This window comes from Flavobacterium sp. KACC 22758 (assembly GCF_028736135.1).
In the GTDB taxonomy this organism is placed as follows: Bacteria; Bacteroidota; Bacteroidia; order Flavobacteriales; family Flavobacteriaceae; genus Flavobacterium; species Flavobacterium johnsoniae.
Genome location: NZ_CP117878.1, coordinates 4,693,840 through 4,708,807 on the forward strand (window position 1 = coordinate 4,693,840; position 14,968 = coordinate 4,708,807).

Consider the following 14,968-nt stretch of genomic DNA (forward strand, 5'->3'; position numbering starts at 1 on the left):
ACGGTTTTAATAAATTCGGCATCAACGGCTTCTGTTTCATATTTTTAATTCTCGATAATAACAGAAAATAACATCTGATGTTTCTATAAAACAATCAGCACCGCGTTTACCCTACTTAAACTAAAAACAAATACTTTTGCATCGTACCAATCACAAATATAAATGCCAACTAAGAACCAATCAGATACTTGTGACGAAATAATCTTTTCGTCCTTTTTTAAAAGCCATGCAAAAGCGCTTCGAAATTTTCTTCTTTACAAGTTTGGCAATATCGAACAGGCAGAAGATCTAACACAGGAAGCATTTGTAAAACTCTGGCAGAATTGTGCTTCGGTGCCGCTTGAAAAAGCAAAATCATATCTCTATACCATTGCAAACAACAGCAGTCTTAATCAGATTGCGCATCAGAAAGTGGTTTTGAAATACGAAAAAAACTTCACCGGTTTAGACAAAACCAATGAAAGCCCGGAATATATTCTGGAAGAAAAACAGTTTCAGGCAAAACTTTTAAAAGCCATCGAAAACTTAAACGAAAAACAACGCACCGCTTTTTTGATGCACCGAATTGACGGAAAAAAATACAGTGAAATTGCCGCGGAGCTAAATATCAGCGTAAAGGCGGTAGAAAAGCGCATTCATCTTGCGTTGTTAAGCTTACGTAAAGAAATTGATTTATAAAAAGTAGGGTAAAATAAGTTCTAATTGTTTTAATTATAATAGTACGATAAAATGAAAAAAAATCGCTTATTGGCAAAATGGCTCAACGATGATTTATCTCCGGATGAATTAGCAGCATTTGAGGCAAGTCCGGATTTTGAAAAATATCAAAAAATCAAGAATTATACAGCTCATTTAGAGGTTGGTGATCTTGATGAAAACGCTATGCTGTCGAATATTTTGAGTCAGAAAAAAACAGCTCCAAAAGTTGTGCCGCTATACAAAAAATGGGCTTTTAGAGCCGCTGCAATATTTGTTCTCGCATTGGCAGTAACTTTTGTAATGCAGTTTTTTGTGCCTGAGACTGAAACAGCCGATTTTGGAAAAAGAACCACTTTTTCATTACCGGATAATTCAGAAGTAGTATTGAATTCAGGTTCTGAAATACAGTATAAAAAATGGAACTGGGACAACAGCAGGCATTTAGAATTAAAAGGCGAAGCTTATTTTAGAGTAGCCAAAGGCCGAAAATTTGAAGTAGAAACCCGTCTTGGAAAAGTAACAGTTTTAGGAACCCAGTTTAATGTAAAAACCAGAAAAAACAGGTTTGATGTAGTGTGTTATGAAGGACGTGTAAAAGTAAATTATAACAACACTCAAATTTTATTAACCCACGGGCAAAGCGTAAGTTTTGAAAATGGGAAACAGGTTAACCTGACTGTAAATACATCAAAACCGGAATGGATTGAGAATCAAATAGGGTTTTATAAAGAAAATATCAGAAGTCTTCTGGATGAAGTTGAAAGACAATATAACATTAAGATCGAATTAAATACAAAAGATACAACATCATTATTTACAGGGAAATTACCCGCTAAAGATTTAAATACAGCTTTGCAGATTATTAGTACAACATATCATTTAGAGGCGAAACAAGTCTCGAAAAATAAAATAATATTTGACGAAAAATAAATGTTGCTCCCCAAACAATTTCATTTTTTGTTTTTTCTCTTTTTCATTGCCCTGAATTGTTTTGCTCAGGGCAAAGGAAAAGTCTTGCCTTTTAAAAAAATAATAATTGATATTGAAAAACAGCATCATGTAAGTTTCAATTATACTGAAGACAACATTTCTGGAGTTGAATTAATTCCGCCCAAAAAATCATTTTCATTAGAAAAAAAACTGGAATATCTGAGTGAAAAGACGCATTTATCATTTGAGAATATTGGAAATACATTTATCAATATTTATAAAAAAGATAATGTTTCTCAAATAATCTGCGGATATATTTTTTCTGCATTGGATAAAAAACCAATTGAAAATGCCAATATTAGTGTATCAAATCACACTCAGGTTTCGACCAATTCAAATGGTTATTTTGAATGTAACGAAGAAAAAGAAGCAGTAGTTTCTATAAGCCATGTTGGATATATAACTCAAAAAATAGCGGCGATAAATTTCAACTCAAAAAACTGCCCGCAGATACTATTACAACCCGAAATTACAGAACTTAAAGAAATTAAGACAAATGCTATTCTGGCATCGGGAATTTCTAAAAACAAAAATGGTTCTTTTGAAATTAAGCCCAAGAAATTTGGTATTCTGCCCGGACTTATCGAACCGGATGCCTTGCAGACTATGCAGCAAATTCCGGGTGTAAATAGTATCGACGAAAGTGTATCGAGCATTAATGTGCGCGGCGGTACGCACGATCAGAATTTATTTTTATGGAATGGAATAAGAATGTTTCAAACGGGACATTTTTTTGGTTTAATATCTGCTTTCAATCCTAATCTGGCCCATACCATTTCAATTTACAAAAACGGAAGTTCTGCTTTTTACGGAGAAAGTGTATCGAGTGTTGTAGCCATTTCTTCTACACCAGAAACGGCAGAAAAAAATTCTTTCAGCGCCGGACTCAATATGATCAATGCTGATGTTTACGGGAAATACAATCTTTCGAAAAAGAGTTATATTGAAGTTGCTGCACGCAAATCTATTACTGATTTTATTGAAACTCCTACGTACAAAGAATATTTTAATAAAGTATTTCAAAACACGACAATTACCGATTTTTCGAACAATCAGAATGTCGATTATCAAAGTGATAAAAAATTTGATTTTTATGATGCCACCTTTAAGTATGTTCAAAAAATAGGAAACAAAGACCAGATAATACTAGACCTTATTACCATTAAAGATAATCTGGAAGTTTTGCAAAGCGCGACTATTTACAGCATAAACCGATCTGAAAACAGTATTTTGCGCCAGCAGAATTATGGCGGTAATTTGTCATGGAAACGAGATTGGAACAATTTCAACACTACTAAAATTAACGTTTACAATTCGGCTTATGAACTTCTGGGCAATCAGACCAACAGCGAAGGCCAAAGGGTTATTCAGGAAAATTCGGTAAACAATAACGGAATCAATTTAGAAAACAATCATATTCTCAGCACTAAATTTACTTTTAGCGATGGTTATCAGTTTAATGAAATTGGTATTACAAATTTAGAGCAGGTAACAAATCCTGATTTTTATCGAAAAGTAAAAGATGTACTGCGAACACATGCTTTAATTTTAGAAGGAAAATACAATGACACAATTTCCCGAACCTATTTTAAAGCCGGAACCCGAATTAATTATATCGAAAAATTTGAGAAATTTATTCTGGAACCGCGGGTACAGTTTGGTTACGGCATTAATAAAACCCTGAATTTAGAATTACTTGGAGAATTAAAAAGTCAGAACTCCCAGCAGATTATTGACCTGCAGAAAGATTATTTCGGAATAGAAAAAAGACGCTGGATTATCTCCAATAATGGTTCAATTCCTATTCAGAGAAGCAGACAGCTGTCTCTGAATTTATCATACATAAAAAATGACTGGCTGTTTGATATCGAAAATTTCTATAAAAAAGTAACCGGAATTACGACTTCAAGCCAGGGGTTTCAAAACCAGCTGGAGTTTGTTAAAACAACCGGCGATTATGAAGTCTGGGGAGCCGAAATGCTGCTGCAAAAAAAGATGAATCATTTTTTAACCTGGTTAAGTTATACCTATAATCATAATAATTACCATTTTATTAATTACGAATACCCTGTTTTTCCTAACAATTTTGAGGTAATGCATACGGCATCGTGGGCAGGAATTTATGAAAAAAACAATTTTAAAATTGCTTTGGGAACAAAGTGGACTTCGGGCAGGCCAAAAACTTCTCCTGATAATTCTCAAATTGACCCGTCAAATCCCACATTGGTTTACAATAAACCTAACAATACCAATCTGCATATTTTTTCCCAGGTCAATTTTTCATCTACTTATAAATGGGAAACTGATAACGGAATCCAATACAAATTGGGGATTTCTATTTTAAATATCCTCAACAGAAAAAATGAAATCAGCGAATATTACAGGATAAGTTCGCTTACAAATTCTATAGAAGAAGTCGAAACTTTTTCTTTGCAAAGAACTCCAAATCTGAGTTTTAGAGTTTCATTTTAATTCTATTCAGGCAAGGTTTTTTCATCGCCTGAACTCCTTTTATATTTTTTTTCTTAAAATTTTTAATTTTTTGGTAGGGTTATCTGCACCAAGGCTGTTTTACTATTGAACCTTATCAAAAGAATTAAAATGACCGCAGCAGATTTTACAAAACACCGCAGGGACAGCTTTTACATGACACTTCGTAGCGCTGCGAAATGCTCATCAGTAAAGAACAATTCTTTGATGAATCATTTTTTAAACAAACGCTTTATAAATTCTGTAAAGCCTATTTACCCATTTCAATTTAACTAAAATTAAAGACGATGAAATTAAAACAACTTAAATTCGCTGCAGCACTTGCTGTTACAACATTTTTTTTAAGCTGCAGCAGTGACAATTCTGGTGACAATACTAATCCTGATCCAACTCCGGAAACTAAGAAAGAAGTTACGCTTGCAACAAGTACTACATTGGGTTCTTATCTTGTAGACAAAGACGGAAGATCTTTATATTTTTTCTCAACAGATGCAAAAGGACAATCTTCTTGTACAGGCGGATGTGAAGCAGTATGGCCTGTATTTAATGTAGATAATTTAACAGCTGATAAATTAGGCGCAGGATTAACATTATCTGATTTTGGAACTATTACTAATGCATCTTCAAAAAAACAGCTTACTTACAAAGGATGGCCTTTATATTACTATGCACCTAGTTCTGCAAACGACGGATATGGCAACGTTACCAATACACCGGAAGCTGCTGGTAAAACTGATGGAGACGGAATTGGCGGTGTTTGGTTTATTGCAAAACCAGATTACTCTATTATGATCGTAAGAAGTCAGCTTGTTGGTCATGACGGTAAAAATTACAAATCTGATTATACTGTTGGCGACGGACAGACTACTTATTTTACAGATGCCAAAGGTTTAACATTGTATACTTTTAAAAATGATAATTTCAAGAAAAATAACTTCACTAAAGAAGATTTTTCAAACAATGCAGTCTGGCCAATATATGAGACAGACAAAATCGTAGTGCCTTCTATTCTTGATAAATCAAAATTCTCTGTTATTACCGTATTTGGTAAATCACAATTGGTTTACAACGGCTGGCCTTTGTATTACTTTGGACAGGATGCAAGTCTAAGAGGCGCTAATAAAGGAATTAGTTTCCCTGCTCCTGCTGTATGGCCGGTTCCGGTAAAAGATATTCCGCTGGCGATTTAAAAATCAAAAACTGTTTCTTTCAAATTAGTCCGGTTTTCACCGGGCTGATTTGAAATTATTAATAAGAAATTCTGGCACACTGCTGTAAAATTTAAATCCCAAATTGACATGAACAAAAGAAAAATCACGATTTTGATAGTACTGCTGGTAATAAGTTTTGGCCCTTACTATATCTACCAAAACATTCTTTACAAAGATGCCAGAGACATCGATAATGAAAAATCAATGCTTACTATTTCTGCCCAAAACTTAGAAAGTCAATATGCGCAAAATTCTTCGCAGGCAGATTCAAAATACTTAAATAAAACAATTGAAATTGAAGGAACAGCCACAGAAGTTACTGATTCTTCAATGGTAATTGACGGAAAGGTATTTTGTAAAATGAATAAAAAATCAAACCAAAATTTAATTAAAAAACAAGTTAATATAAAAGGAAGATGTATTGGTTATGATGATTTATTTGGAGTCGTAAAATTGGATCAATGCAGTACACAACAAAATTAATTATGAAAAAAATATTCTTAATAGCCAGCTTTTTAATCTGCTTATGTGCCAATGCTCAGGAAGATTTACTGTCAAGTCTGGACTCAACCCAGGTTGTAGATAAAAATGCGACGGCCACTTTTAAAGGTCTGCAGATTATAACACTTCAGTCAACAAAAATGGCAGCCAAAAAAGAACTGTATATTGTTATATCGCACCGATTTGGTTCTGTAAAAGGCGGTATTTCTGAGTTTTTTGGTTTTGATGATGCCACGACAAAAATTGGAGGAATTTATGGTGTAACCGACTGGCTTTCTGTAAGTGCATCGCGCCATACACTTTTAAAAATTTATGAAACATCGCTTAAATATCGACTGGCAAGACAAAACGACCAATTTCCGTTTGACATTGTGGGTTATAATACAATCGATATTAACAGCGGATTGAAAAAAGACGATTATCCTAAAATTGAGTTTTCTGACCGATTAACGTATGTAAATCAGCTTTTAATTTCAAGAAAATTCTCTGATAAATTATCTCTCGAACTTGTGCCGTCTTATATTCATAAAAATCTATACAATCAGAATACTGAAAACGACAATCAGTTTACGTTAAGTGCCGGAGGAAGATTAAAATTAACCAAAAGACTTTCTTTAAATCTGGAATACGGAGAAAATTTTAATAAACCGGATTTTTACAATAATCCGCTTTCTGTTGGATTGGATATAGAAACCGGCGGTCATATTTTTCAATTAATTTTTACCAATTCGCAATCTATGACCGAGAGCGGTTATTTAACAAATGCCACGGGCGACTGGGGAAAAGGCGATTTTTTCTTTGGGTTTAATTTATATAGAGTTTTTTAAAAGTATAGAATATGAAAAAATATATCTTTTTATCTGGCATATTGTTGTCTTTATACGGCTGTGAATCTAACACGTACGAAAGTCTGGAAGAACCAGAGGTAATAGTTGGAAAAGTAACCTATAACGCAAACGCAAAAGCCATTATCGATGCAAACTGCATCGCGTGCCATGCTTCTGGCGGAACATTGAAACCGTTGGAAACTTATGCACAGGTTAGAGACGCAATGTTAAACACTGATTTATTAGACCGAATTCAGCGTCAAAACGGAACTCCGGGACAAATGCCAAGAGCAGGAAGAATGTCTCAGGATAAAATAAATACCATTTTGCAATGGAATGCGGATGGATTATTAGAAAATTAAATCGACAGGAAATGAAAAAACATATTATACTGTTGTTTTTGTTTGCCGGACTATTTCAAGTTTCGGCACAAAAATATGCAACAAAAACAGGGAATTTAAAGTTTGAAGCTTCCGCAGATTCTTTTGAAGAAGTGGCGGCAGAAAACAAAAATACATCAGCCATTTTAGACTCAGGAACGGGAGACGTTGCTGTTTTAGCACTCATGAAAGGATTTCGTTTTAAAGTGGCTTTAATGGAAGAGCATTTTAATGAAAATTATGTCGAATCGGATAAATTTCCTAAAGCCTCATTTAAAGGAAAAATTGAAGATTTTGATGTATCAAAACTTTCAGCGTCATCAAAACCAGTTAAGATTTCGGGAGATTTGACTCTGCACGGAAAAACAAAAAAGATTACCGTTAATTCTAAAATCCAGAAATCAGATGACAAGATTACAATTACCGGAAGTTTTGAAGTAAAAGCAGAAGATTTTGATATTGAAATTCCAAAACTGGTCAGCAAAAAAATCGCTGAAAAAATAAAAGTGAGTTTCAATCTTCCGCTTACAAAAATGTAGTTTTTTTAGTTTATGGTTAATTATTTAAAAGTGCTGCATTTTTAAATACAGCACTTTTAATTTATCTAAGCTTTATTTCCCAACAGTTTGCTGAATATGAGCAGGATATCTATCACCCTGAATTGTAGTTTGAGCAAAAGCATCGTCAATTTTTTTAACATCTTCTGCCGATAAATTAATTGAAGCACCGCCGATATTTTCTGTTAATCGGTTTGATTTTGTGGTTCCCGGAATTGGTGCAATCCAAGGTTTTTGTGCCAAAAGCCATCCTAAAGCAATTTGTGCAGGAGTTGCTTGTTTTTGAGAAGCAATAGCAGATAATAAATCAACTAATTTTTGATTGGCAGATCTGTTTTCTTCGCTAAATCTTGGAAGAGAATTTCTAAAATCTGTACTTTCAAATTTTGTGTTTTGGGTAATAGCGCCTGTTAAAAATCCTCTGCCAAGCGGACTAAACGGAACAAAACCAATTCCTAATTCTTCTAACACGGGCAAAACTTCTAATTCTGGTTCTCTCCACCAAATAGAATATTCACTTTGCAAAGCCGATACTGGTAAAACAGCATTTGCTTTTCTAATAGTTTCGGCACCAGCTTCAGACATACCAAAATATTTTACTTTTCCTTCCTGTATAAGATCTTTAACCGTTCCGGCAACATCTTCGATTGGAATATTTTGGTCTACTCTATGCTGATAAAATAAATCAATAACATCCGTTTTTAAACGTCTTAGAGATTCTTCGGCAACAGCCCTGATATTTTCCGGACGACTGTCTTGTCCGTTAAATGCCTGTCCGCCTTTAAAACCAAATTTAGTCGCGATTACAACATCTTTTCTAAACGGGCTCACCGCCTCTCCTACCAACTCTTCGTTGGCAATGCCGTATGCTTCGGCAGTATCAAAAAAATTAATTCCCTGTTCGTATGCTTCTCTGATTATTTTTATTCCGTGTTGTTTATCTACTGCTGTACCGTAAGCGAAACTCAATCCCATACAGCCCAATCCTAATGCAGAAACTTCTAATCCTTGTGTTCCTAATATTCTCTTTTCCATAATTTTATTTATATAAAAGTTTATTGTTATTTTTAACAGTACAAATTTCTTGTAATAAAACCAGCTGTATATAATACATATTACTGCTGTTATTACCATTTTTACTGATTTGAATAATCATGCTAAGTTATTAATAATCTGAATAGTATATTTGTGTATCTAAATTTCACAAGCACATCATGGACCAACTAAAACTTGAACACGTTACACAATACAATCAGTTAAAAGGTGTTGGAACTCAGCATCCTTTAATAAGTATTTTTGATAATTCTAACAGTAATCCGTTACCCAATAATACCCGTCTGCATTTTGGTTTTTATGCTATATTTTTAAAAGCCGGAAATTGCGGCGAATTAAAATACGGCCGTAATAATTATGACTACGATGACGGCACAATGGTTTTTGTTGCTCCCGGACAGGTTCTGGAAGTAAGCAATACCGATAATTATAAATCTACAGGTTTAACACTGCTTTTTCATCCTGATTTTATAAAAGGAACTGCCTTGTTTAAAAATATAAATCAATATTCGTTCTTTTCTTATGACTCGCACGAAGCGCTTCATTTGTCTTTAAAAGAACAGGAAATTATAAAAGATTTATTCAACAAATTAGAATACGAGTTAAGCCAGTCTATTGACAAACACAGCAAAAACATTATCAGCAATACTATAGAACTGCTTTTAAATCACTGTGTACGTTTTTATGACAGACAATTCATTACCCGCGAAAACATCAATTCTGATATTTTATCAAAATTTGAAAACTGCTTAAATGACTATTTCCAATCTCAAAATGCACAAGATTCCGGACTTCCTTCTGTTGGATATTTTGCAGATCTTTTACATCTTTCACCTAATTATTTTGGAGATTTAATAAAAAAAGAAACTGGGAAATCGGCTCAGGAACACATTCAGTTAAAATTAATCAATCTGGCAAAAGAACGAATTTTTGATGCCGAAAAATCAGTCAGCCAGATTGCTTTTGAATTAGGATTTAAATATCCGCAGCACTTTAACCGCATGTTTAAAAAGAATACCGGTTATACACCAATCGAATATAGAAACCTAAACTAAAAAAATGCTGGATAACTTCCCCTTCTACCTTGGTCTGTTAATTGTTATTTTACTGCTCATTATGCTGGCCAATAAAATAAAAGTAGCTTATCCTGTACTTCTGATACTTGCAGGATTGTTAATCAGTTTTATTCCGGGTGTACCTTCAATCAACATCGAACCAGAGCTCATCTTCTTTATTTTTCTTCCGCCATTATTATATGAAGCTGCCTGGACAATTTCATGGAAAGAATTGTGGCGCTGGAGACGCATTATAACGAGTTTTGCTTTTATCGTTGTTTTTGTTTCAGCACTTTCTGTTGCGCTGGTTGCAAATTATTTTATTCCCGGCTTTTCATTGGCATTAGGTTTTGTTTTAGGAGGAATTGTTTCTCCTCCAGATGCTGTAAGTGCCGGTGCAATTTTAAAATTTGTCAAAGTACCCAAAACCATGTCGTCGATTTTAGAAGGCGAGAGTTTATTAAATGATGCCTCTTCCCTTATTATTTTCAGATTTGCCATGATTGCCGTTGCAACAGAACAATTTATATTTTATAAAGCGGCATTAAGTTTCAGCTGGATGGTTTTGGGCGGCGCTGGTATTGGTTTATTAATAGGATGGCTGTTTATGAAAGCACATAAATATCTGCCAACCGATGCCAACAGCGATATTGTTTTATCATTGTTAACGCCTTATATTATTTATCTCGCAGCCGAAGAAGTTCATAGTTCCGGAGTACTGGCTGTAGTAAGCTGCGGTTTACTTTTGTCTAATAACCGACACCGTTTTTTGAACAGCAGATCGCGTATACAAGGCGTAAATGTCTGGGAAAGTCTCTGTTTTATACTAAACGGATTGGTCTTTATGCTGATTGGATTAGATTTACCTCAAATTACTAAAGGACTGGAAGAAACCACGCTTTTAACAGCAATTGGTTATGGCGTTTTGATTACGGTTGTTTTAATTATAAGCAGGCTCTTATCTTCTTACGGTGCCGTAATTGTAACACTTATCGCCCGAAATTTTATTACTGTAGCAGACAATAGACATCCTGGATATAAAACGCCTTTTATATTAGGCTGGACGGGAATGCGCGGTGTTGTTTCATTAGCAGCAGCATTATCTATTCCCGTTTATCTGAACAATGGCAACGGATTTCCGCAGCGAAACCTCATCTTGTTTATCACCTTTATCGTTATTCTTTTAACTTTATTGATTCAGGGATTGACGCTTCCGTATTTTATTAAAAAAATCAAACTTCCCAATATCTACGATCCTGTTCCCCGCGAAGAAGCGCATCACCAGATACGACAAGAATTGGCTGAATTTGCGTTACATTACTTAAAAACCAATTATCAAGATCATGCCGAAAACAATACTTCATTACAGCATCTTATTCAAAAATGGGAACAGCATATTAAAGGAATTGATGATGAATCCATAAGTCAGGAACTCAAACATATTTATCGGGATTTATTAGACCAGCAGAGAAAGTGGCTTTTAAATAGAAATAAAGAAGACAAAACTTTAGACGAAGCTATTATACGCAGACAAATGTATTACCTTGATATTGAAGAAGAAAAATTGCGATATCTTTAAAAAAACTACAGCGATAAGAGAGGAAGACTTTTGTATTAAGTTTATCTCTTTTATGCTGAGCAGGAAGTGAAGAAACAAATACAGGCGGAGAATTTAATAAAAAATTAAGCTTTTTCTTTAACAAAATTGTTAACTTGTTATAGAAATAGAAAAGATATCAGGATATCAAAGCCGATAAAAAAGGTTTAATTCTATTTTTTCTCAGCAAATTACAGGTCATAATACACCAAACCTAATTTGCATCAAATAATTATTTTATTGCAATTAAAAACCAAAACTATGCGTGTATCCGTTGTTCGAAAAAGTATAAAATTTACCCCAGATTCCAGAAGAGTTGTAGCCCGTTATTTCATGAATGGTTATGATAGAACCCAGCAGATGGTGCTTCGGATAATGACGCTGGATGAAAAACAAGTTTCAGAAACCTTAGAACAAACACTTCGGGAATTTGCCAGACGCCACAGAAATATTTCGGCGGTGTTTTTTAGACACTGCGAAAGAATAAGACCCATAATCGAAGCCATGCAGGTTGATTATGAAGCCATGACACTTAATCGAAAAATGCTAATTGGTTCTTATTGCACAATGGAATATGCCATAGAATCAGCAGCTATTTTTAATCCTTCGATTGTAGAAGATTTTGATCAGTCTGGTTTAGAAGCGGGTGAGAAACGTGTAATAATTTCTTTCCGCGCCACTGGTGAAGGACATATTTCTTCTATTGTTTTTAGAAGAGGAATTCTGGACAGAGACAACAATCTTCAGATAATGAAAATTGGTCATCATATTGATAAGGCCGAAATTGAACATAAAACTTTATTCAATAAAGAGCGATTTCTCACCAAGCTCATTGAAATGCATACGCAGGACAAATACATTGATCAGATTATGCAGGATCTGCCGGAGGAATTTGAATTTGCAATTTTAAAAAACACATTAAAAACAGCTTTAAGTGATCCTGCAATTCGTCAGGAAAGAAGAACTGCTCTCGAAGAAATACTCTGGCTTGCCAACTCTTTTTATGATTTACAATTCAAACACGATTCTGATATTACAGAACGTGTCATTTTTCCAATATCAGATTCTGAAAGCCGTGGAATTGAAGATGCCCGTTTTGTGCGTTTTGTAGACGACGACGATTCTGTTCGCATTATGGCTACATACACGGCATATAATGGTCACGCGATATTGCCCAAATTAATTTCTACTGAGGATTTTTATTCTTTTAGAGTTATGCCTCTACATGGAGAAGGTGCTCAAAATAAAAACCTGGCTTTATTTCCGAGAAAAATAAAAGGAAAATATGCCATGCTTGCCCGAATTGACGGTGTAAACAATTACATTATGTATTCCAACAGAGTTACACAATGGAACACTCCTGTTTTATTGCAGCAGCCGCGTTACACCTGGGAACTCACACAAATAGGAAATTGCGGATCACCGCTCTGGACCGAAGAAGGCTGGCTTGTTATTACACATGGTGTAGGTACAATGCGACGTTATTGCATTGGTGCATCACTTTTTGATCTTGATGATCCGTCAAAAGAAATTGGAAGACTTAGCGAACCTTTACTTTCTCCATTGGAAGATGAACGAGAAGGTTATGTCCCAAATGTTGTGTATTCCTGCGGAGCCATTATTCACAACAATAGTCTAATCCTGCCTTATGCAGTTTCTGATTATTCTTCGACTTATGGTGTGGTTGATATGGTTGAATTATTGGATGCTTTGAAGAAAAGTAAATAAAGGATGTATCAAATTATTTTATGCGAAAAGGCAACAGGTATTATTCTGGAACTTGATGGAAAAACAAGATATTCGTATGATGGTATAAATGATTTTCCTCCAACTTTTTTTGCTTCTCTTGAAGAGGCAGAAGATAAGGCAGATGCTTTACTAAAAGAAAATAATACTATTGAGATTCAAATTTGTAATACTGATGGGTCTCGTGTAAAAATAATGGCTTAAAAACTGCTTTTCATTTTTAAACTTGAATCAGTCCCATAACAAGAGCCGTTCGTAAAGCTTCGGTTGTATTAGAAACCTGCATTTTCTGGATGATATTCTGTCTGTGGCGCCGAACGGTATAAACTGATATGTTTAGAAATCCGGCAATTTGACCGCTGTTGTTTCCTTTTGCAGCAAGTTTTAAAATTTCCAATTCTCTTTTCGAAAGTAACGTTTCGGAAAGAGATTTGTATTTTTCAGAAGCAATCGTTTCGCCTGTCTGCATGTTTACAATTCTGCCGTCGATTCCGGTACTGGTTTGTAAATTGCCGGAAGGCGAATACAAACACAATGCAAGCCAGATACTCCCGTTTGATGATTTTTTAAGATACATGGTGCGGTGATTAATGTAATTCACGTTTTGAGAATCAGAAGTTCTTAAACGACTGAAAGTGCTGAATTTTCTATATTCTTCTCCGGGTAAATTTTTAAGAAATTGTATATACTGAAGTTCCAAGGCATGACGTTCGGTTACATCATCAGAATTTATTTTATTAAAAATACAGTCTTCAAAAGCAGAATCGATTATTAAATCTTCTGAAGAAAGTCCAAAAAATTCTCCAAAATTGCCTGCATAAATATAACTGCAGTCTGCCTGAAAATCAGAAAGCACGGCTACACATTGTTCGATTTCTACATATGAAACAACCGATTTTTTATATTCTTCTATGTCTAAAACTTCTCCATCCAGAAAGGTTTGCTGTAACAAAGTTGAGGTTAACTGATCTTCGATGGAAACTTTGGACATAGCGGCTTTATAAATTGGTTAATTTTACGTATTGCTGTTTTTGGAAAGCAGGACTAAATTTGAAAAACCTAAATTATCATTTTTATACTTCTAACAAAACATTTTATGAAAACTAAATTTATTACCTGCCTCGCTCTTTTTGGAATTATAATCTTTTCAAGCTGTAACAATTCTTCAAAAGAAAACAAAACTGAAGAAAAAACCACTGAAAAAATTTCAGATTCTGCTTTAGTTCGAGGTAATCCGTGCGATATAAAACTAGAGAAAATTCATTTTACAAAATCTATTAATGGTGCCGATACTCTGGCAAAAGTTGATGAGAAAAAGAATATCCAGTTTCATGTGGGCGAGAAAAAAGATTATTTTTCAGATCCAAACAACAAACTTTCAAACAACACCGCTCCTATTCTTTTATCTAAAATAGACAATACTAAACCTTTTACGATTACAGCAAAAGTAAGTCCCGAATTTACAGAAAGCGGTTTGTACAATGCAGGCGTTTTGTATTTGTATGTAAATGACAGCTTTTATCAGAAATTTTGTTTTGAGCAGGACGAAAGAGGAAATCACAGAATCGTAACAGTCCGAACAATAGGAACTTCAGACGATAACAATCATGATGTGGTAAAAGGCAAAACAGTTTATATGAAAATATCATCAGATACGCAGACTGTTGCCAGTTATTATTCTCTTGACAACAAAACCTGGCAGATGGTTCGTTTGTACAAAAACAATTATCCGGCAGAACTTTGGGGCGGAATCAGCGCGCAGTGTCCAGTAGATAAAGGAACTACAAGTTATTTTGAAGAAATAAGTTTAGAACAGAAAAGTGTAAAAGATTTTCGTTTGGGAATTTAAGAACATTTTAAAA

15 protein-coding genes are annotated in these 14,968 nt (G+C 34.5%); 13 read left to right on the top strand and 2 right to left on the bottom strand.

Features of this window, described 5'->3' with window-relative positions; translation table 11 throughout:
- The first annotated feature begins 162 nt into the window (after nt 1-162).
- The 8 genes from PQ462_RS19810 to PQ462_RS19845 all read left to right on the top strand — a co-directional run bounded on the left by PQ462_RS19810 (nt 163) and on the right by PQ462_RS19845 (nt 7,637).
- On the top strand, nt 163-678 hold the full coding sequence (locus PQ462_RS19810; protein ID WP_274251276.1) for an RNA polymerase sigma factor: 516 nt from the start codon (nt 163-165) through the stop codon (nt 676-678).
- Nucleotides 679-729: 51 nt separating this feature from the next.
- Nucleotides 730-1,629, top strand: a complete 900-nt coding sequence (locus PQ462_RS19815; protein ID WP_274251277.1) for a FecR family protein — start codon at nt 730-732, stop codon at nt 1,627-1,629.
- A 27-nt stretch (nt 1,630-1,656) separates the two neighbouring features.
- Nucleotides 1,657-4,161, top strand: coding sequence for a TonB-dependent receptor (locus PQ462_RS19820; RefSeq protein WP_274251278.1), 2,505 nt, complete (start codon nt 1,657-1,659; stop codon nt 4,159-4,161).
- A gap of 305 nt (nt 4,162-4,466) precedes the next feature.
- Nucleotides 4,467-5,369 carry a COG4315 family predicted lipoprotein gene (locus tag PQ462_RS19825; RefSeq protein ID WP_274251279.1) on the top strand — a complete coding sequence of 301 codons (903 nt, stop codon included), beginning with the start codon at nt 4,467-4,469 and terminating at the stop codon, nt 5,367-5,369.
- Between the two features lie 108 nt (nt 5,370-5,477).
- Nucleotides 5,478-5,873: an OB-fold protein gene (locus PQ462_RS19830; RefSeq protein ID WP_121360237.1), complete on the top strand. Its 396-nt coding sequence runs from the start codon at nt 5,478-5,480 to the stop codon at nt 5,871-5,873.
- Nucleotides 5,874-5,875: 2 nt separating this feature from the next.
- A complete protein-coding gene (locus PQ462_RS19835) occupies nt 5,876-6,718 on the top strand; it encodes a DUF5777 family beta-barrel protein (RefSeq protein WP_274251280.1) in 843 nt (280 codons plus the stop codon).
- An 11-nt stretch (nt 6,719-6,729) separates the two neighbouring features.
- Nucleotides 6,730-7,080, top strand: a complete 351-nt coding sequence (locus PQ462_RS19840) for a c-type cytochrome (RefSeq protein WP_274251281.1) — start codon at nt 6,730-6,732, stop codon at nt 7,078-7,080.
- Nucleotides 7,081-7,091: 11 nt separating this feature from the next.
- On the top strand, nt 7,092-7,637 hold the full coding sequence (locus PQ462_RS19845; RefSeq protein WP_274251282.1) for a YceI family protein: 546 nt from the start codon (nt 7,092-7,094) through the stop codon (nt 7,635-7,637).
- Between the two features lie 72 nt (nt 7,638-7,709).
- Here the strand turns inward: PQ462_RS19845 and PQ462_RS19850 are convergent, their stop codons facing one another.
- On the bottom strand, nt 7,710-8,690 hold the full coding sequence (locus PQ462_RS19850) for an aldo/keto reductase (protein ID WP_274251283.1): 981 nt from the start codon (nt 8,688-8,690) through the stop codon (nt 7,710-7,712).
- A 179-nt stretch (nt 8,691-8,869) separates the two neighbouring features.
- Between PQ462_RS19850 and PQ462_RS19855 the strand changes: the two genes are divergently transcribed.
- From PQ462_RS19855 to PQ462_RS19870, 4 genes are all read left to right on the top strand, one after another.
- Nucleotides 8,870-9,763 carry a helix-turn-helix domain-containing protein gene (locus PQ462_RS19855; RefSeq protein WP_274251284.1) on the top strand — a complete coding sequence of 298 codons (894 nt, stop codon included), beginning with the start codon at nt 8,870-8,872 and terminating at the stop codon, nt 9,761-9,763.
- 4 nt (nt 9,764-9,767) lie between these two features.
- The gene (locus tag PQ462_RS19860) at nt 9,768-11,342 is read left to right on the top strand and encodes a Na+/H+ antiporter (protein ID WP_274251285.1); all 1,575 of its coding nucleotides are present in this window, start codon (nt 9,768-9,770) and stop codon (nt 11,340-11,342) included.
- A gap of 279 nt (nt 11,343-11,621) precedes the next feature.
- Complete coding sequence (locus PQ462_RS19865; RefSeq protein WP_121362820.1) at nt 11,622-13,088, top strand: glycoside hydrolase family 130 protein; 1,467 nt, start codon at nt 11,622-11,624, stop codon at nt 13,086-13,088.
- A gap of 3 nt (nt 13,089-13,091) precedes the next feature.
- Complete coding sequence (locus PQ462_RS19870) at nt 13,092-13,310, top strand: hypothetical protein (RefSeq protein WP_012022281.1); 219 nt, start codon at nt 13,092-13,094, stop codon at nt 13,308-13,310.
- A gap of 16 nt (nt 13,311-13,326) precedes the next feature.
- Here the strand turns inward: PQ462_RS19870 and PQ462_RS19875 are convergent, their stop codons facing one another.
- On the bottom strand, nt 13,327-14,097 hold the full coding sequence (locus tag PQ462_RS19875) for a response regulator transcription factor (protein WP_274251286.1): 771 nt from the start codon (nt 14,095-14,097) through the stop codon (nt 13,327-13,329).
- 105 nt (nt 14,098-14,202) lie between these two features.
- Between PQ462_RS19875 and PQ462_RS19880 the strand changes: the two genes are divergently transcribed.
- Nucleotides 14,203-14,955, top strand: a complete 753-nt coding sequence (locus PQ462_RS19880) for a DUF1349 domain-containing protein (protein ID WP_274251287.1) — start codon at nt 14,203-14,205, stop codon at nt 14,953-14,955.
- Nucleotides 14,956-14,968 lie beyond the last annotated feature (13 nt).

Excerpts from the sequence above, each read along its gene's own strand:
- PQ462_RS19810 (WP_274251276.1), top strand. The coding sequence starts at position 163 with ATGCCAACTAAGAACCAATCAGATACTTGTGACGAAATAATCTTTTCG.
- PQ462_RS19815 (WP_274251277.1), top strand. The coding sequence starts at position 730 with ATGAAAAAAAATCGCTTATTGGCAAAATGGCTCAACGATGATTTATCT.
- PQ462_RS19825 (WP_274251279.1), top strand. The coding sequence starts at position 4,467 with ATGAAATTAAAACAACTTAAATTCGCTGCAGCACTTGCTGTTACAACA.
- PQ462_RS19830 (WP_121360237.1), top strand. The coding sequence starts at position 5,478 with ATGAACAAAAGAAAAATCACGATTTTGATAGTACTGCTGGTAATAAGT.
- PQ462_RS19835 (WP_274251280.1), top strand. The coding sequence starts at position 5,876 with ATGAAAAAAATATTCTTAATAGCCAGCTTTTTAATCTGCTTATGTGCC.
- PQ462_RS19840 (WP_274251281.1), top strand. The coding sequence starts at position 6,730 with ATGAAAAAATATATCTTTTTATCTGGCATATTGTTGTCTTTATACGGC.
- PQ462_RS19845 (WP_274251282.1), top strand. The coding sequence starts at position 7,092 with ATGAAAAAACATATTATACTGTTGTTTTTGTTTGCCGGACTATTTCAA.
- PQ462_RS19850 (WP_274251283.1), bottom strand. The coding sequence starts at position 8,690 with ATGGAAAAGAGAATATTAGGAACACAAGGATTAGAAGTTTCTGCATTA.
- PQ462_RS19855 (WP_274251284.1), top strand. The coding sequence starts at position 8,870 with ATGGACCAACTAAAACTTGAACACGTTACACAATACAATCAGTTAAAA.
- PQ462_RS19860 (WP_274251285.1), top strand. The coding sequence starts at position 9,768 with ATGCTGGATAACTTCCCCTTCTACCTTGGTCTGTTAATTGTTATTTTA.
- PQ462_RS19865 (WP_121362820.1), top strand. The coding sequence starts at position 11,622 with ATGCGTGTATCCGTTGTTCGAAAAAGTATAAAATTTACCCCAGATTCC.
- PQ462_RS19870 (WP_012022281.1), top strand. The coding sequence starts at position 13,092 with ATGTATCAAATTATTTTATGCGAAAAGGCAACAGGTATTATTCTGGAA.
- PQ462_RS19875 (WP_274251286.1), bottom strand. The coding sequence starts at position 14,097 with ATGTCCAAAGTTTCCATCGAAGATCAGTTAACCTCAACTTTGTTACAG.
- PQ462_RS19880 (WP_274251287.1), top strand. The coding sequence starts at position 14,203 with ATGAAAACTAAATTTATTACCTGCCTCGCTCTTTTTGGAATTATAATC.